This is a genomic window from Planosporangium flavigriseum (assembly GCF_011947225.1).
In the GTDB taxonomy this organism is placed as follows: Bacteria; Actinomycetota; Actinomycetes; order Mycobacteriales; family Micromonosporaceae; genus Planosporangium; species Planosporangium flavigriseum.
The window spans coordinates 231739-248016 of record NZ_JAATVW010000002.1; the positions used below are offsets into that span (position 1 = coordinate 231739).

Consider the following 16278-nt stretch of genomic DNA (forward strand, 5'->3'; position numbering starts at 1 on the left):
TCCGCAGAAACAGGGGCGGTTTCCTCAGAAACCTGGATCGTCAGCGGCCCTGGTTCGCCACCGCCGCAGCGGCCTCCTTAGCCGCCTCCGGGTCGAGGTAGGTACCGCCGGGCGTGATCGGTCGCAGGTTGCGGTCGAGGTCGTAGCGCAGCGGGATGCCGGTGGGGATGTTCAGGCCGGCGATCGCCTCGTCGGAGATGCGGTCGAGGTGCTTGACCAGCGCGCGAAGCGAGTTGCCGTGCGCGGCGACCAGGACGGTCTTGCCCTCCAGCAGATCCGGCACGATCTGGTCGTACCAGTACGGCAGCATCCGCTCGACCACGTCCTTGAGGCACTCCGTCCGCGGCATCAGCTCCGGCGGCAGGTACGCGTAGCGCGGGTCCCCGAACTGCGAGTACTCGTCGTCGTCGGAGATCGGCGGCGGCGGGGTGTCGTAGGAGCGCCGCCATAGCATGAACTGCTCTTCGCCGTACTGCTCGAGGGTCTGCTTCTTGTTCTTGCCCTGGAGCGCCCCGTAGTGGCGCTCGTTGAGCCGCCACGACCGGCGCACGGGGATCCAGTGCCGGTCGCAGGTGTGCAGGGCGATCTCGCCCGTACGGATGGCACGGCGCAGCACCGAGGTGTGCACCAGATCGGGAAGTAGGTCGTGCTCGCGCAGCAGCTCGCCGCCGCGACGCGCCTCCGCCTCTCCCTTGGCGCTGAGGTCGACATCGACCCAGCCGGTGAACAGATTCTTGGCGTTCCACTCACTCTCGCCGTGGCGCAGCAGCACCAGCGTCCCGACTTCGCTCATGCCCACATCTTCGCCTACCCGGGCGGGCGGCTCTGCGCGTACCCATAGGGCGGGCGCGGCAGTGACCGCCGCCACGGGAAAAGCAGTGTCGTGACGATCTCGCACCACTCTATGGTGTAAGGCACGCACGGGCGTGCGGGCATTACGAGGGGATGTCACATGGAGCGGCTGCGACGGGCGGCACGAGGCGCGACCGGCGGGCTCCCGAGCCAGTTCTGGGCCATCTGGGCCGCGACGCTCATCAACCGGGCGGGCAGCTTCGTCATCCTCTTCCTCGCGCTCTACCTGACGACCCAGCGCCACTTCTCCCCTGGTGTAGCCGGCTTGGTGGTCGGGCTCTACGGGGCCGGCGGCGCGGTCGGCGTGACCATCGGCGGGTTCCTGACCGACCGGTGGGGCCGGCGCCCCACGGCGCTCCTGTCACTGGGTACGGCATCGGTGCTCATGGTGCTGCTCGGGCTCGCCAACCAGCCGCTGACGATCATGGCCGCGGCGACGGCGCTCGGGTTCGCGGCCGAGGCCGCCCGCCCTCCCCTGGGCGCGATGATCGCCGACATCGTCCCGGACGCCCACCGCATGCGCGCCTTCTCCGCCTACTTCTGGGCGGTCAACCTCGGCTTCGCCGGATCGGCCATCCTCGCCGGATTCGCCGCCCAGGCGGGCTACCTGATGTTGTTCATCCTCGACGCGGTGACCACCGCGGCGGCGGCGATCCTGCTCGCCGTCAAGGTGCCCGAGACCCGGCCCGCCGCCCAGACCGGCGGCGAAGACAAGGCCGGCAGCCTCCGCACGGTCCTCGCCGACCGGACCTTCATGAGCTTCGTCGTCTGCAACCTGATCCTCATGGTCGTGCTGATGCAGCACGCGTCGATGCTGCCGATCGCCATGGGCCGGGACGGGCTGTCGAGCCGGACCTTCGGTCTGGTGATCGCCCTCAACGGCATCCTCATCGTGCTCGGCCAGATGTTCGTGACCCGCCTGCTGCGTGACCGGCGACCCGCCCGGGTGATCGCCGTCTCCGCCGTTGTGATGGGCGCCGGCTTCGGGCTGACCGCCGTCGCACACACGCCGCTCTGGTATGCGGCCACGGTCGTGGTCTGGACGTTCGGCGAGATGCTCAACGCGCCGTCGAACGCGACGCTGCTGGCGTCCCTGTCACCGGTCGCGATGCGCGGGCGCTACCAGGGCGTGTACAGCCTGTCGTGGCAGATCGCCAGCTTCGTGGCGCCGGTGCTCGGCGGTTACGTGCAGCAGGAGGCGGGCGGACCGGCGCTCTGGCTCGGCTGCCTCGCGCTCGGCCTGATCGCGGGGGCGTGGAACCTCGCCGCCGCGCCCGCCCGCGAGCGGCGCGGCGACGCGCTCCGCGTCGCGACCGCCGCTGGCGTCGGGCCCAACACGGAACTCGCTAGGATCTAGCTTTTAGTACTCCTAACTAAAGGAGTTTCCGTGCGGACCTGGTACCGGGCGAACGTGGGCGGCCTGCCCCGCACCTACTGGTACCTGTGGACCGGCATGCTGATCAACCGCCTCGGCGGCTTCGCGGTGCTGTTCCTGTCGCTGTACCTCACCAGCGCCCGGGGCCTGTCCCCGACAACCGCCGGCCTGGTCGTCGGCGCACACGGCCTCGGCGGGGCCGTGGGCGTACTGGCCGGCGGGGTGCTCGCCGACCGGTGGGGCCGGCGCTCGACCCTGCTCACCTGCCACGCCGCCGCGGCCGTACTGCTGTTCAGCCTCGCGTTCGTGACCTGGCTTCCACTGCTCGCGGCGATCACGGCACTGGTCGGCTTCGCCCAGCAGATGGCCAGCCCGGCGCTCGTGGCCGCGATCGTCGACGTCGTACCCGAGCCCGACCGCACCCGCGCGTTCAACCTCCAGTTCTGGGCGTTCAACCTCGGCGTGGCGGGCGCCTCGCTGCTCGCCGGCATCGTGGCCGAGGTCAGCTTCACGCTGCTGTTCACCATCGACGCGGCGGCCACGCTGATCGCGTTCCTGCTCCTGCTGCTGCGGGTACCGGAGACCGGCGCCACCCGGGACCCGGGAAGAGCACAATCCGGCAGCCTGCGTACCCCGCTCACCGACCGGACCTTCCTGACCTTCGTCGGGCTGACGTTCGTCCTGGCGGTGCTCAGCATGCAGGCGTCGACGATCCTGCCGCTCGCGATGCGCGCGGACGGGCTGCGACCGTCGGCGTACGGGCTGCTCGGCCTGGGCACCGGCGCGGTGGCCGTCTCCGACACCGTGCCGGCGTACCTCGTGGCCGCGGCGGTGTGGACGGTCGGCCAGATGCTCGCCGCCCCGCCGAACGCCGAGATCATCGCCGAGCTGTCCCCTCCGGCGCTGCGCGGCCGCTACCAGGGCGTGTTCTACCTGACGTTCCCGGCGGCCGGGTTCGTCGCGCCGGCCGTCGGCGGGTGGGGCCTGCAGCACCTGGGTGACCGGTTCTGGGCGCTGGGTGGCCTGACCGGCGTGCTCGCGGCCGCCGGCCATCTCCTCGCCGCACCGGCCCGCGAGCGCCACCTCCAGCGCATGCTCACCGAGAGTTCTCGGGCCTATAGCACCCAAGAGTCTCGGTGATCATGGGAAGACTTGGGATGAGCGGTAGAAGTTGATGCCCTGCGCCTCCCACCGTGGGCCCTGGGTGGCCAGTCGGGCACGGAAGGACGTCCAGTCGTGCGCCGACGCCGGCGACCACCCCAGCTCGGCGATCGCCGGCAGCCGCGGGAACGCCATGTACTCGATGTCGGCCAGCGTCGCGATCGTCTCCGTCCACAGCGGAGCCTCCACGCCGAACACGGACGATTCACTGACGCCGTCGAGGTACGCGCCCGGGTCCCAGTCGTACGCGTCCTTCACCTCGACGTACCCCGCCCAGCTCAAGCCCAGCGGCGTGCTGGGGTCGTACTTCATGTCCAGGTACGCCTTGTTGGCCGGCGAGAGCAGCAGTTTCGTCCCGCGCCCGGCGGCGGCCGCGACGTCCGGCGCCGACCGGGTGGTGCCCCAGTACTGCCCGACCGTGGACGGCAGCGGCGTCGCGTTCACGACCTGGTGCCAGGCGAGCGCCGACTTGCCGTGGGCGGCCACGATCTTCTGCACCCGATCCATGAAGGTCGCGTAGTCGTCGGGCTTGGTGGCGTGCGCCTCGTCCCCGCCGATGTGCAGGTACGGCCCTGGCGTCAAGGCGACCAGCTCACGCACCACGTCGTCGATGAACCTGTACGTGATCTCCTTGGACACGCACAGGGAGCTGAAGCCCACGTCGATCCCGGTGTACAGCGGCGGGGCCTTACCGTCGCAGTTCAGCTCGGCGTACGAGGCGAGCGCGGCGTTGACGTGGCCCGGCATGTCGACCTCGGGCACGACCGTGATGTAGCGGGACTTCGCGTACGCGACGATCCGCGCGTAGTCCGCCTTGGTGAAGTACCCGCCCGCGCCGCCGCCGACCTGCGTGCTGCCGCCGTAGGCGGACAGCCGCGGCCAGCTGTCGATCGCGATCCGCCAGCCCTGGTCGTCGGTCAGGTGCAGGTGCAGGTGGTTGATCTTGTACAGGGCGAGTTCGTCGATATAGCGCAGGACGGTGCCGACCGGGTGGAAGTGGCGGGCCACGTCGAGCATCGCGCCCCGGTAGGCCAGCCGTGGGCGGTCGACGATCTGCCCACCGGCGATGACCCACGGCCCCTTGCGCACTATTGCCGACTCGATGGCCGGCGGGAGCAGTTGGCGCAGCGTCTGGACCCCGGCGAACAGGCCCGCCGGCCGCTGCGCCCGGATGACCACCGCCTTCGACGTGACGTCGAGTCGGTACCCCTCGTCGCCGACGCTCGGGTCGGCGCCGGTGAGCAGCAGTGAGATCCCCGGCCCGGAACCGGAGACCACCGGCAGCCGGTACCCGGTGGAGCGGCGCAGGACACCCGCGAGATAGCCGCCGATGTCGCGGGCGTCACCCGAGGCGAAGATCGGAGTACCGGGCCGGAGAGTAAACGTCGTGCCGCCCGCCGGCTTGACCGTGAGCGGGGCCGGGACCACGTCCCGCATCGAAGACACTGCCGGGGCGGCGGCAGTCGCCGCCTGCGGACCGACCAGCGCGACGGCTACCGCGAGGACAACTGTCAGGACGGCAGCGCGAACCCGTGATCCACCCATAGCGCCTCCCAGCCAGAGCTACTGTTAAGAAAGCAGGCCAATAGGCTATGGTCTATGCGGCGGTGCGGACAAGAGCTCAGGCTTGAATCGCCACAGCTGCCGCGATGAGCGCGTTGACGTCGTCCACGCCCCAGTCGGCCAGCGCCTCCCGGGTGTGCTCGCCCGGGTGCGGCGGCGGCGCGGTCAGTGCGGCCGGCGTGGCCGAGAACCGGGGCGCCGGGGCAGGCTGGGTGACCCCGTACGACTCGACGAACGTGCCCCGCGCGGCGAGGTGCGGGTGGTCGGCCGAGGCCGCCTCGGACAGCGAGAGCACCGGCGCGACACAGGCGTCCGAGCCGTCGAAGACCGCCAGCCACTCGGCCCGGGTACGCGTCGCGATCCGCTCGGCGATCCGCTCCCGCAGTGCCGGCCAGCCGGCCGGGTCGTACGGGTCACCGTCCACCCCGACCCGCGCGGCGAACTCGGCCCAGAACTTCGGTTCGAGGGGCCCGACCGCGAGGTGGCGGCCGTCCGCCGTGGTGTAGACGCCGTAGTTCGGGGCGCTGCCGTCGAGCAGGTTGCCGCCCCGCCGGTCGGCCCACAGGCCCTGGCGCATCAGCCCGTGCACCTGCGCCGAGAGCAGGGCCGCGCCGTCCACGATGGAAGCGTCGACGACCTGGCCGACTCCGGCCTGGCGCGCGCTCAGCAGCGCCGCGAGGACGCCGAACGCGAGCAGCATCCCACCGCCGCCATAGTCACCCACGACGTTGAGCGGCGGCACCGGCGGCCCGTCCGCCGGACCGATGGCGTGCAACAGCCCGGACAGCGCGAGATAGGTGATGTCGTGGCCGGCGGTATTGGCGAGCGGCCCGTCCTGCCCCCAGCCCGTCATCCGCCCGTACACCAGAGCGGGGTTGACCGCCTGGCAGTCCTGCGGGCCGATCCCCAGCCGCTCGGCGACGCCCGGGCGGAAGCCCTCGATCAGGATGTCGGCGCGGGCGGCCAGGTGCCGGACGACCTCCGCCGCCCGTGGCTGCTTGAGGTCGAGCGCAACAGAGCGCTTGCCGCGGCCGAGCACATCGAGACCCGGATCGCCGGGGTGCCCGTGGACGCCGGGCCGGTCCACGCGCAGGACCTCGGCGCCCAGATCCGCCAGCAGCATGCCGGCGAACGGCCCGGGGCCCATCCCGGCCAGTTCGACAACCCGTACACCGGTCAGGGGTCCAGCCACGTCGGGACGGTAACACCGTCGACGGCGGGCGGTGCGGACCCCCACGTCCGCGCCGCCCGCCTGCGCCCGGCCCCCGTATCACCGGCGCGGGTCCTCCGCCGTCGACCCATCCCCCAGGGATCCCCAAAATGCGGGTCGATCTGCGGATCACCGTCGGATCAAAGCATCGACGGTCGTGCGCGTTACGTCTGTCATCCGGCTCACAGTGTGAGTGACCGCTAATGGACAGGTGACAGTGGTCACTTCCCGGCTCAGCCGAAGTGCTGGAACTCCGGCCACAGCTGCGCCCACGCGTCGACGGGAGTTGGTGCGTACGCCGTCGACTCGGCCACGAGAGCTACCTCAATCCGTACGTTTCACGAAGTGTTCGAATGCGCGCAGGTTGTCCAACGGCTCGCCGCGCTTGACCCGCCACTCCCACTCGCGCCGGATCGCCGTACCGAAGCCAATCTCCAGCATCGGATCGAAGCTCTCATCCGCGTAGGTGAGCACCGAGCCGAGCAGCCGGTCAAGCTCGTCCGCCGTGATCGCGCGAAGCGTGATCCGGCCGGTCAGGTAAATGTCACCGACGTCATCGATCGCGAACGCCACGCCATACATCCGGGCATTTCGCTTCAGCAACCAGGCCCACAGCTCTTCGCGGTTCTCGTCGGGCTGGCGCATCACGAACGCCTCGACCCGCAGCGCGTGCTCGCCGACGATCAGGTTGCAGTTCGTCTTCAGCTTGTGCGCGCCGGGCAGCGTCACCACAAAGGAGTGGTCGCCGGTGCGCTCGACCGGCACCTCACGCTCGGCGCAGACGGACTCGATCAGATCGCTGACCCGCTTGCGTTCGTCACTCATGAGCACACTCCGGTCGAGATGGCAGCGGCCCGACGGTCCCGGTGCTCGCTCAACGCATCGCGGTAGACGTCGAGCAGGCCGCAGGCGGTGCGGTTCCAGGAGAAGTTGCGGGCGTGCGCGACCGCGCCGCGCGCAAACCGCGCCCGTTCGCCGGGCGCCCGCAACAGACGCCCGATCGTACGGGCCCAGTCGGCCGGGTCGTGGCCGTCGACCAGCACGCCGGAGACGCTGTCCCGTACCGCGGTCACCAGGCCACCCACGGCGGCGGCAACGACCGGCGTGCCGCACGCCTGCGCCTCCAGGGCGACCAGGCCGAAGGACTCGTTGTAGCTGGGCACGGCGACCAGGTCGGCGGCCCGGTACAGGTCGGCGAGGGCGTCCCGGGGCTGCGGCTCGATGAACCGCACGGCGTCGGAGATGCCCAGTTCGGCGGCGAGTTCGATGAGGGCGGTGGGCCGTTCGAGGCCGGTGCCACTGGGCCCGCCGCAGACAGCGACCACGAGCCGCCTGGCCGTCTCGGGGTCGTGCGTACGCAGCTCGGCGACCGCGCGCAGCAACACATCGGGGGCCTTGAGTGGCTGGATGCGCCCGACGAAGGCCACCACGTGCGCGTCCGGAGGCAGGTTGAAACGGCGTCGTGCGGTCGCGCGGCCACCCTCCGATGGGCTGAATCGGTCGAGGTCGACCCCGGGCGCGACGACGGCGACCCGGCCGAGGTCCGCGCCGTAGAGGTCGATCAGCTCGCGCGCCTCGGTCGGCGTGTTGGCGACCAACCGGTCGGCCTCGGCCACGACCTGCTCCTCGCCGATCACCCGAGCCTTCGGCTCGGGGGTGTCACCCTCGGCCAGCAGCAAATTCTTTACTTTCGCCAGGGTATGAGCGGTATGTACGAACGGGACGCCCCAGCGGTCCTTGGCCAGCCAGCCCACCTGACCGGACAGCCAGTAGTGGGAGTGGACCAGGTCGTACCAGCCCGGCGCCTGGGCGGCCTCGGCGCGCAGCACCCCGTTCGTGAAGGCACACAGCTGCGCCGGTAGCTCCTCCTTGGCCAGCCCCTCGAACGGGCCGGAGATCACGTGCCGGACGAGCACGCCGGGCGCCATCTCCACCACCGGCGGCAGGTCGCTCGCGGTCGCCCGGGTGAAGATCTCCACCTCGACGCCGGCCTCGGCCAGGCGCTTGGCGACCTCGACGATGTAGACATTCATCCCGCCGGCGTCCCCGGTGCCCGGTTGGTCCAGCGGTGAGGTGTGAACCGAGAGCGTCGCCACCCGCCGGGGCAGCCCCGAACGAGCAGGTCGGCGGCATGGACCGAAGTTGTGTAGCGAATCCACCCGCGCCACATGTACTCCCTCTGTCGTTGCCCGTGCCGCTCCACACAACCGCCCCGATCAACACGCCGGGGCTGCTCCATCTTCCCAGGAACCGTGATACGCCTCTCCGGTGTACCCCCCGTTGGGGTGAAGATGCGATCGGCGAGAGGATCGGTACATGCCACAGAGGATCGCCGTGATAACGGGAGCGTCCAGCGGAATCGGGGCGGCGACCGCCCGCAGACTCACCGCCGAGGGGTTCCACGTCGTGGCCGCCGCGCGCCGCGCAGAGCGCCTCGACTCCCTGGTCAAAGAGGTGACGGACGCCGGCGGCAGCGCCACCGCGGTGCCGGTCGACATCACCGACGACACCTCGGTGGCCGCGCTGGCCGAGACCGTCGCGGGCCTGCCCGGGCGGCTGGAACTCCTGGTGAACAACGCGGGCGGCGCTCGCGGCGGCGACTACGTGGAAGCGGCGGACATCAGCGACTGGCAGTGGATGTACGACGTGAACGTCCTCGGCACGGTACGGGTGACCAAAGCGCTCCTGCCGGCTCTCGAGGCGTCCGGCGCGGGCACCATCGTGATCATGAGTTCGACCGCCGGCCTCATCGTGTACGAGGGCGGCGGTGGGTACACGGCCGCCAAGCACGGCACGACCGCCGTCGCCGAGACGCTGCGCCTGGAACTGTGCGGCCGGCCGGTGCGCGTCATCGAGATCGACCCCGGCATGGTGAAGACCGACGAGTTCACGCTGAAGCGCTTCGGCGGGGACGCCGAGAAAGCGGCAGCCGTCTACCGCGGCGTAGCGAAGCCCCTGACGGCCGAGGACATCGCCGAGTGCGTGGCGTGGAGCTCGACCCTGCCCCACCACGTCAACATCGATCGGCTCGTGGTCCGCCCGCTCGCCCAGGCCGCCCAGCACAAGGTGTGCCGGGTGGAATGAAGCCTTTAGGGTCGATCACCCGCGGCACCACCAACCCCAACCGGTTGCGCCGCGTCGACAACTGGATCGCGGTACACCTCGGTGGCCTGCTCGGCGGGGCCGAGGACCCGCTCGTGGTGGACCTGGGGTACGGCGCGAGCCCGGTCACCGCGGTCGAACTGCGCTCCCGGCTGAGCCGGGTGCGGCGTGACGTTCGGGTCGTCGGGCTGGAGATCGATCCGGAGCGGGTCGCCGCGGCGGCCCCGGCCGCCGACCCGCCCGCGCTGGAGTTCCGGCGCGGCGGCTTCGAACTGGCCGGCCTACGGCCGGTGGTGGTACGGGCGATGAACGTGCTCCGCCAGTACGACGAGTCCGAAGTGAAGCAGGCCTGGTCGACCATTGCGCAGCGGCTCGCGCCGGACGGCGTGCTGGTGGAGGGTACGTGCGACGAGTTGGGGCGGCTGGCCTCCTGGGTCACCCTGGACGCCGCCGGCCCGCGTACGCTCACCCTGGCCGCCTCGCTGTCCACCCTGGACAGTCCCGCGACGCTGGCCGAGCGGCTACCGAAGGCGCTCATTCACCGCAATGTGTCCGGCGAGCCGATCCACGGCCTGCTGCGGGCGCTGGACGAGGCGTGGCGCGCCAACGCCGCGTACTCGGCCTTCGGCCCACGCCAGCGGTGGCGCAACAGCGTCGAGGCGGTACGCGCAGCGGGGTGGCCGGTGCTCGACCGGCCCGCGCGCTGGCGCCTCGGCGAGCTGACCGTCCCCTGGTCCGCCGTCGCCCCGCGCCTCTCCTCCCCATACTCATGAAGACTTCGGGGTGTCATGGCGCCCCGAATCTTTCATGATCACGGGATAGCGCAGTTGATCAAGACTGGCTCGGGGTGCAGCACCACACCAAACCGGTCCCGCACGCCGTCCCGGATCTCGCGCGCCAGGTCCAGCAGCTCGGCCGTCGTGCCCGTGCCACGGTTGGTCAACGCGAGAGTGTGCTTGGTGGAGATGCCGACGCCGGTGCCGACCTGCGCGTACCCGCGAGCGAAGCCGGCACGCTCGATCAGCCAGGCGGCGCTGACCTTGACCGAGCCGTCCCCGGTCGGCCAGGCCGGCGGCTCCACCCCGGCCTGCGCCCGCACCGCCGCGTACTCGTCGGACGTCAGCACCGGGTTGGTGAAGAACGAACCCACCGAGTAGGTGTCCGGGTCGCCCCCGTCGAGCACCATGCCCTTGCCCGCACGCAGGGCCAGCACGGCTTCGCGTACCCGCGCCGGCTCGACCCGATCCCCCGGCGCCACACCGAGGGAGCGCGCCAGCTCCGCGTAGCGAATGGGCATGGACCGAGCCGACACCGCGAGCGAGAAATCCACCGAAAGCACAACAAAGCGGTGGTTGTGCTTGAAAATGCTTGTCCGATAGCCAAAACCGCACTCGTCAGGCCGCATCACAACGGTTTCGCCGGTCTGGCGGTCGTAGACGCGCACGGCCGTGATCGTCTCCGCGACCTCCTGCCCGTACGCCCCGACGTTCTGAATCGGGGTGGCACCGGCCGAACCGGGGATTCCGGACAGGCACTCCAGCCCGGCCAGCCCCTCGGCGACGGTGGCCGCAACCAGCTCGTCCCACTTCTGACCAGCCTCGACGCACACGATCGCCCGCTCGCCCTCGCGGCGCACACTGAACCCGCGGTTGCGCAGCAGGACCACAGTGCCCGGAAAACCGGCATCCGCGACAACGACATTGCTGCCGCCGGCAAGCACCAAGGCGGATATGCCTGCATCATCAGAGGCGGAGTCACCGGCGTCGGCCTTCCTGAGCGCGGCGACGATCTCCTCGGCGCTCGCGGCCTCGATCAACTCCGTGGCAGGGCCGCCCAGGCGCAGCGTGGTATGCGCGTCGAGCATGGCGCGATGGGTACGTTCAGGCACGTGTTTCACCCTAGGCTGGATGCCGACGGGACATCCCACCGGCGCGGTCAGTTATGTGTGAGGAGGGGATGGGGGATGGGTAAGCCGCACTTCAACAAGGAGTTCTGGGTGGCCGGCCTGCGCGCCGAGGGTGCCGCCTTCCGCGCTGCCGTCGGGCAGGAGGGCGTGCTCACAGCACCCGTACCGAGCTGTCCTGACTGGACGATCGAGGACCTCGTGCGCCACTTGGGCGGCGTCTACCGCTGGGTCGCCGGACATGTCGGCCGTGGCACGACAGGTCATCCGGGCCAGCTTGACGTCAGCGACACGCCGACCGGACCCGCCGTGCTGTCGTGGTGGGACGACCAGTTTGCAAAAACTCTCAAACTCCTTGATTGGCTCGATCCTGCTTTACCAGCGTGGAACTGGGCACCACAGCCGAAAAAGGCTGAATTCTGGCATCGCCGGTTGGCCCACGAGACCGCCGTGCACCGCTGGGACGCGCAGATCGCCGTCGGGCTCAGCGAGCCGATCGAAGCCAAACTCGCCGCGGACGGCATTACCGAAGTGCTCGACTCCTGGCTGCCGGCGGGGCGGCGGCGAGGGCCGCTCGACCGTCACGGCGTCATCGCACTGCGCGCCACCGACCTCGCCGAGGTGTGGAACGTGCGGCTGCGGGGCGAAGGGATAGCGCTCCTCGACACCGACACCCTTCTCGACCACGACCACCACAACGAGCGCGCGGTCGCCTGCGGAACAGCCAGTGACCTGCTCCTCGCGCTCTACGGACGGGTGCCGTTCGAGGTGCTCGACACAGCCGGCGACGGGAGCCTGCTGGCCGCGTTGCGCACCGGCTGACTCAGCCGAATACTTCGGCGTACACCTCGTCCGCGATCGCCCGGCTCGCGTCGTCGAAGAGCACCAGCCTGACCTCGTCCACGCCGGCAGGCGCCGTGCGGATGGCGTCCAGGGCCTGCACCACGGCGTCCCGCTTCGGCCACCGGTACACCCCCGCTGAGATCAGCGGAAACGCCACCGACACGGCGCCAAGCTCAGCGGCGACCCGCAGCGAGTTCGTGTAGCAGGCCCGCAGCAGCGGCGTGCGGTCCTCGCGCTCAGACCACACCGGGCCTACGGTATGGATCACCCACCGGGCGGGCAGCCGGCCGGCCGTGGTCGCAACCGCCTCGCCGGTCGGCAGGCCACGGCCGTACCGACTGGCCCGCAGCGCCCGGCACTCCGCTCCGATCGCAGGCCCACCCCGCCGGTGGATCGCTCCGTCTACCCCTCCCCCGCCCAGCAGCGACGAGTTGGCGGCGTTGACGACCGCGTCGACCTCATGGGTCGTGATGTCACCGGTGACCAGTTCGATCCGTCTACTCATGGGGCTGTCCGAGTACGCGCCGGGTCAGCAGGGTGGCGCCGGCCACCGCGCCCGGCATCACCAGTACCGACATGAAGGGCACCAGAAAAACCAGGAACACCGGTACGCCGAAGCCGAGCGCCAATGCCCGATTGGCCCGCAGCAGCCGACGCCGGTCGCCCAGCCGTAACCCGCGACGGTTGAAGGGCACGCCCGAGATCTCGACCGTGAGCAGCCACCCACCGACGAACGCGCCGACCACGGGCACGACCGTCTGCCCGACGACCGGGATGAAGCCGAGGACGAACAGCGCCACGCTGGCGGCGAGCGACAGCAGGAGCAGCCGCACCGAGTCGGCCAGATTCCACCGGAGGGTGCGGTGCCACGGCGCGTCGGACTCCTGCGCGCCGCCGAACCGGTCGTCGACCCGCTTCGAGATGGCCTCGTAGAACGGGTCGCCGATGGTGAGGGTCAGCGCCGTGAACGTGACCACCGCGAGGATGATCCCGGCCACGTCGAGCGCGATCGTGACCAGCCAACGGAGGGCTTGGCGCACCGGCTCCGACCAGTCGTTGGCGAACCAGGTGAGGAGCGCGGCGAGGTCGCCGCTGAAGACGAACAGCGTCACCAGCGCGGCCAGCACGACCGCGAACGAGACGACGCCAGGCACGATGCCGAGCAGCAACAGGCGCGGGCTGCGCACGACCACACCGAGGCCGCGAACCAGCAGGCCGGCGCCGGTGAAGAACTCTGACAGGGCGCTCTGTTGTCGCACGATGGGGGCCACGGCGGCAGCCTAATCGGTCAGTTCAACCCGTCCGGCGGCACTTCGGGCAGGTTGAAGTCATCCTGCTTAGTCGTCAAGGCCCTGCCCGTTTAGGAACGCCGCTATCCGCTCCCGCAGGTCGGCGCGCTCCGTCCACAGCACGCCGGGCCGGTCGTACACATGCAGCGTCGCCCGTGGGAGGGCAGCCGCGAGCTCCTCGGCGACCTCGACCGGGTGCAGGTCATCACCGCGACAGGCGAGTACGAGCGCTGACGCCGTGACCTCCCCCAGCGCGCGGCGGTCAGGGAGCGCCACCTGGTCGGGCAGTTCGGCCAGGGCCTGAGCGAGCCCGTCGCGCATGAGCTGCTCCAGCCGCTGCCGCAGGTAGGCCCACCCGGCCGGCGTGTTTCGCACCTGCGCCGGCGCTTCCAGGGAGATGACTTCCGCGACCCCGGCCGCGTCCCCGGCCTCGACCGCCGCCAGCAGTTCGGTCAGCCGAGCCGCGGCGGTCCGTTGACGGGGCTGGTCGAGCACCGCGGGCAGGAAGAAGACGGCCTTCTCGAAGCGGTTCGGATTGTCGGCGAGCAGTCGGCACAGCGCACCGGCGCCGAGACTGACCCCGAGCGCGCGGGTCGCGCCGTGCAGATCGGCGATCGCCCGGAGATCCCGGGCCAGGTCGAGGTACGTCCAGTGGCCCGGTGGCGCGGCGGACCGGCCGTGGCCGCGGAACTGGAAGAAGACCCGGCGGCCGCGTACGCCGCTGCCCAGGGGGCGGGTCTCGGCGATGCCCCCGGCCAGTCCATGAGCGAACACCGTGACCGGGTGTCCCGACCCGGTGGTCAGGCACTCCAGTTCCACCCCGTGCGGGGTGGCCACCAGCTCGGTCGGTGGCGTCGGCAGCGTCGGCCGACCGGTGTGCGGGCCCCGGTTGACCGGCGGCCGGTATCGATCAGGGCGTCCGTCCGGCGGTGGCGGCCAGCGGAAGTCCATTACCAGGATCCGCGGCCGTCGATCACATCACGCAGAGCGGGCCGAACGTCGAGCAGGTAGACAGCCGCGATCGTGATAGCGATCAGCGCGAGCATCAGGAAACCAGACCCGATGACCGTCAGGAGCGCCGAACCGCCAATCAAGGCGAGCCAGGCCCCCTTGGGCAGCGTATTGATGGCCGAAAACGCGTCGGGCCGCTGGAGCAGGCAGTGCCCAAACGCGACCACCTCGATAAGGAGGGCGAAGATGACCAAAAGCAGGTCCACCCAGCGGATGACCTGGGTGTAGAAGATCGGCGCGGCTATAGCCATGCATTGAGCTTAGGCGCGGTCCCCGGTGCCGTGTGTCGACACCGGGGGACCGGGCGTGTCTTGCCGTCTGGTTGTTACTCGTTGTTACTTGTTCGTGGCGGCGCGGGTGCGCTTGGTGGGCTTGGCCGGCACCGACGGCAGCGGCTGCTGGGCGTCCTCGGCGTGCCGCTCGATCAGGGCCTCGGCCTCGACCTTCGCCTCGGTCTTCTCCGCGTCCTTGATCTCGGCCTTGGCCGTGGCGAGCTGCGCCTTGGCCTGCTCGGTACGGGCACCGGCCACGATCCGCTCGCCGCGGGCGACCAGCTCGTCGTAGACGGCGGCGGCCTGCCGCTGCGCGATCTGGGCGCTGCTGACGAACGCCTGGGCGTTCCGGCGGGCGCCATCACGCAGCTTGTCGAGATCAGCGCGTAGGTTACGCTCCGATACGCGCTCGGTCACGGCCTCGGCGACCGGACGGAGCTCGAACACGCGTCCGCGTAGCTCGGCGACGCGCTCCGGAAGCCTGCGCAGCTGCTCGTAGGCCAGTTCCCCAGCACCGGCGGCGGCGTAGAGCGGGGTCGGGATCTTCCTGGGCTCGGTCTTCGCGTTCATGCTGTCTCCTCGGTCCTTTCCTTCGCGTCCTTCGTGCCGGAGCCCTCCACGCTGGGGGCCTCGGAGTCTGGCTTGGATCGGGTCGGGCGTGGCTGCCGCTTGGCGACCTTGCGTGGCTTCCGCGCCGGGGTGGTCTCGTCGGCACCGTCGGCCGGCCTCGGCTCCCCGGTCGCCGCGGCCTTGCGAGTCGCAGCCGTTTTACGGGCCGTACGGGTCCCTGCAGCACCCCGTTCCGCTGCGGACTCGTCCACCTCGGAGCCGGCCACTCTCTGCGTACCCTCGCTCGCCGGCGGGTCAAACGTGAGCGGATCCGCATCTTCCCCACCGGTCGCGCTCCGCAGGTTCTCGCGGCGGAACGTCTCATAGATCTGGGTCAGGGACTGCTTCTGCGCGATGGTCAGGTCGTCATCCGCGGCGATCGCGGCGAGCACTCCCTGGCCTCCGCTGGCGTCGAGCAGCCCAGCACGCAGGTACATCAGCGGAGTAGACACCCGTAGCGCATGCGCCAGTTGAGAGAGGACCTCGGCGCTCGGCTTGCGCAACCCGCGCTCGATCTGGCTGAGGTATGGGTTACTCACCCCGGCCTGCTCGGCGAGCTGACGCAGGGAGATCTGCGCGCTGCGGCGCAGGTCACGGATGAATCCACCAATGTCACGCGGCAGATCTCGATCGGTGTTCACCACTCGAACGTACGCCGCCCTGCTTGCTCTTGCAAGCAAAGCGCTTGCTCGAGTTAGCGTGACTCCCTGCACACGTCAATTGCATCGCGCGGAGGTTCCCGGCGCATTACGACGCCGTGTCTGTTGATGAGAAAAGGGCGTTACCAGACGGAACGCACCGAACCCACCCGCCGGCCGCCGCCGAAGATCGGCGACTCCGCGTACGCGTCCAGCACCTCACCGGTGACGGAACGCCCCCGGCGCCGCCCTTGGACAGCAGCCCCGGCACGGCACGTATGAGCCGGGTGTCCGCACCCTCCGTCCCGGAGACCAGCTCCGGGTACGCGCGCCAGGTGGAACGGCTCACCCTGGTGACTGGCGCAGACGAGAGCCAGGTCGGCGTCGTCGGTCAGGTCGAGCCCGGCGCGGAGCATGCCGACCGCCTGGAGCGGACGACCTCGGCCAGCA

The 16278-nt window shown here is 70.5% G+C and carries 18 protein-coding genes and 1 pseudogene; 5 read left to right on the forward strand and 14 right to left on the reverse strand.

The features are described from left to right. Window positions 1-40: 40 nt before the first annotated feature. The gene (locus tag HC028_RS03870) at window positions 41-793 is read right to left on the reverse strand and encodes a phosphoglyceromutase (RefSeq protein WP_168072832.1); all 753 of its coding nucleotides are present in this window, start codon (window positions 791-793) and stop codon (window positions 41-43) included. 159 nt (window positions 794-952) lie between these two features. On the opposite strand from HC028_RS03870, the gene HC028_RS03875 reads away from it, so the two are divergent. Together HC028_RS03875 and HC028_RS03880 are read left to right on the forward strand one after the other, a co-directional pair. Next, window positions 953-2209 carry an MDR family MFS transporter gene (locus HC028_RS03875; RefSeq protein ID WP_168072834.1) on the forward strand — a complete coding sequence of 419 codons (1257 nt, stop codon included), beginning with the start codon at window positions 953-955 and terminating at the stop codon, window positions 2207-2209. A 30-nt stretch (window positions 2210-2239) separates the two neighbouring features. Further along, window positions 2240-3367, forward strand: a complete 1128-nt coding sequence (locus HC028_RS03880; protein ID WP_373313828.1) for an MFS transporter — start codon at window positions 2240-2242, stop codon at window positions 3365-3367. Here HC028_RS03880 and HC028_RS03885 read toward each other — a convergent pair whose 3' ends face one another. The 4 genes from HC028_RS03885 to mshA form a co-directional block, all read right to left on the reverse strand. Then, the gene (locus HC028_RS03885; protein WP_168072836.1) at window positions 3368-4933 is read right to left on the reverse strand and encodes a beta-N-acetylhexosaminidase; all 1566 of its coding nucleotides are present in this window, start codon (window positions 4931-4933) and stop codon (window positions 3368-3370) included. Between the two features lie 76 nt (window positions 4934-5009). After that, entirely contained in the window at window positions 5010-6143 is a 1134-nt protein-coding gene (locus HC028_RS03890; RefSeq protein WP_168072838.1) for a CaiB/BaiF CoA transferase family protein, read from the reverse strand. Window positions 6144-6485: 342 nt separating this feature from the next. Next, the gene (locus tag HC028_RS03895; RefSeq protein ID WP_168072840.1) at window positions 6486-6986 is read right to left on the reverse strand and encodes a type III secretion system chaperone family protein; all 501 of its coding nucleotides are present in this window, start codon (window positions 6984-6986) and stop codon (window positions 6486-6488) included. Continuing rightward, window positions 6983-8320 (reverse strand): D-inositol-3-phosphate glycosyltransferase, encoded by a 1338-nt coding sequence (gene mshA / locus HC028_RS03900; RefSeq protein WP_168073374.1) that lies wholly within the window; start codon window positions 8318-8320, stop codon window positions 6983-6985. The genes HC028_RS03895 and mshA overlap by 4 nt, the downstream gene beginning before the upstream one ends. 157 nt (window positions 8321-8477) lie before the next feature. Between mshA and HC028_RS03905 the strand changes: the two genes are divergently transcribed. Together HC028_RS03905 and HC028_RS03910 are read left to right on the forward strand one after the other, a co-directional pair. Then, window positions 8478-9245, forward strand: a complete 768-nt coding sequence (locus tag HC028_RS03905) for an SDR family oxidoreductase (protein WP_168072842.1) — start codon at window positions 8478-8480, stop codon at window positions 9243-9245. Further along, on the forward strand, window positions 9242-10036 hold the full coding sequence (locus HC028_RS03910; RefSeq protein ID WP_168072844.1) for a class I SAM-dependent methyltransferase: 795 nt from the start codon (window positions 9242-9244) through the stop codon (window positions 10034-10036). The genes HC028_RS03905 and HC028_RS03910 overlap by 4 nt, the downstream gene beginning before the upstream one ends. A gap of 38 nt (window positions 10037-10074) precedes the next feature. On the opposite strand, the gene HC028_RS03915 is transcribed toward HC028_RS03910, so the two are convergent. Continuing rightward, window positions 10075-11160, reverse strand: a complete 1086-nt coding sequence (locus HC028_RS03915) for a UDP-N-acetylmuramate dehydrogenase (RefSeq protein WP_373313830.1) — start codon at window positions 11158-11160, stop codon at window positions 10075-10077. A 66-nt stretch (window positions 11161-11226) separates the two neighbouring features. Here HC028_RS03915 and HC028_RS03920 point away from each other — a divergent pair, with 66 nt between their 5' ends. Beyond that, window positions 11227-11988 (forward strand): maleylpyruvate isomerase family mycothiol-dependent enzyme, encoded by a 762-nt coding sequence (locus HC028_RS03920; RefSeq protein ID WP_168072847.1) that lies wholly within the window; start codon window positions 11227-11229, stop codon window positions 11986-11988. Between the two features lies 1 nt (window position 11989). On the opposite strand, the gene HC028_RS03925 is transcribed toward HC028_RS03920, so the two are convergent. From HC028_RS03925 to HC028_RS28355, 8 genes and pseudogenes are all read right to left on the reverse strand, one after another. After that, a complete protein-coding gene (locus HC028_RS03925; protein WP_168072849.1) occupies window positions 11990-12514 on the reverse strand; it encodes an O-acetyl-ADP-ribose deacetylase in 525 nt (174 codons plus the stop codon). Continuing rightward, window positions 12507-13280, reverse strand: coding sequence for an EI24 domain-containing protein (locus HC028_RS03930; RefSeq protein WP_168072852.1), 774 nt, complete (start codon window positions 13278-13280; stop codon window positions 12507-12509). The genes HC028_RS03925 and HC028_RS03930 overlap by 8 nt, the downstream gene beginning before the upstream one ends. Before the next feature lie 66 nt (window positions 13281-13346). Beyond that, window positions 13347-14249 carry an alpha/beta fold hydrolase gene (locus HC028_RS03935; protein WP_168072855.1) on the reverse strand — a complete coding sequence of 301 codons (903 nt, stop codon included), beginning with the start codon at window positions 14247-14249 and terminating at the stop codon, window positions 13347-13349. Beyond that, a complete protein-coding gene (locus HC028_RS03940; protein ID WP_168072857.1) occupies window positions 14249-14560 on the reverse strand; it encodes a DUF2516 family protein in 312 nt (103 codons plus the stop codon). The genes HC028_RS03935 and HC028_RS03940 overlap by 1 nt, the downstream gene beginning before the upstream one ends. Window positions 14561-14644: 84 nt before the next feature. Next, entirely contained in the window at window positions 14645-15151 is a 507-nt protein-coding gene (locus tag HC028_RS03945; protein WP_168072859.1) for a hypothetical protein, read from the reverse strand. Next, the gene (locus HC028_RS03950) at window positions 15148-15831 is read right to left on the reverse strand and encodes a helix-turn-helix domain-containing protein (RefSeq protein ID WP_168072861.1); all 684 of its coding nucleotides are present in this window, start codon (window positions 15829-15831) and stop codon (window positions 15148-15150) included. The genes HC028_RS03945 and HC028_RS03950 overlap by 4 nt, the downstream gene beginning before the upstream one ends. Before the next feature lie 106 nt (window positions 15832-15937). Continuing rightward, window positions 15938-16177 (reverse strand): asparaginase, encoded by a 240-nt coding sequence (locus HC028_RS28650; RefSeq protein ID WP_344121124.1) that lies wholly within the window; start codon window positions 16175-16177, stop codon window positions 15938-15940. After that, window positions 16128-16265 (reverse strand): annotated as a pseudogene (locus HC028_RS28355) (asparaginase); the annotation flags it as partial. The gene HC028_RS28650 and the pseudogene HC028_RS28355, both read right to left, overlap by 50 nt. Window positions 16266-16278: the final 13 nt, after the last annotated feature.

Bases quoted from the DNA above. Each gene is read 5' to 3' on its own strand.
- HC028_RS03940 (WP_168072857.1), bottom strand. From the start codon at position 14,560: ATGGCTATAGCCGCGCCGATCTTCTACACCCAGGTCATCCGCTGGGTG.
- HC028_RS03920 (WP_168072847.1), top strand. From the start codon at position 11,227: ATGGGTAAGCCGCACTTCAACAAGGAGTTCTGGGTGGCCGGCCTGCGC.
- HC028_RS03870 (WP_168072832.1), bottom strand. From the start codon at position 793: ATGAGCGAAGTCGGGACGCTGGTGCTGCTGCGCCACGGCGAGAGTGAG.
- HC028_RS03910 (WP_168072844.1), top strand. From the start codon at position 9,242: ATGAAGCCTTTAGGGTCGATCACCCGCGGCACCACCAACCCCAACCGG.
- HC028_RS03905 (WP_168072842.1), top strand. From the start codon at position 8,478: ATGCCACAGAGGATCGCCGTGATAACGGGAGCGTCCAGCGGAATCGGG.
- HC028_RS03935 (WP_168072855.1), bottom strand. From the start codon at position 14,249: ATGGACTTCCGCTGGCCGCCACCGCCGGACGGACGCCCTGATCGATAC.
- HC028_RS03925 (WP_168072849.1), bottom strand. From the start codon at position 12,514: ATGAGTAGACGGATCGAACTGGTCACCGGTGACATCACGACCCATGAG.
- HC028_RS03945 (WP_168072859.1), bottom strand. From the start codon at position 15,151: ATGAACGCGAAGACCGAGCCCAGGAAGATCCCGACCCCGCTCTACGCC.
- HC028_RS03885 (WP_168072836.1), bottom strand. From the start codon at position 4,933: ATGGGTGGATCACGGGTTCGCGCTGCCGTCCTGACAGTTGTCCTCGCG.
- HC028_RS03895 (WP_168072840.1), bottom strand. From the start codon at position 6,986: ATGAGTGACGAACGCAAGCGGGTCAGCGATCTGATCGAGTCCGTCTGC.
- HC028_RS03875 (WP_168072834.1), top strand. From the start codon at position 953: ATGGAGCGGCTGCGACGGGCGGCACGAGGCGCGACCGGCGGGCTCCCG.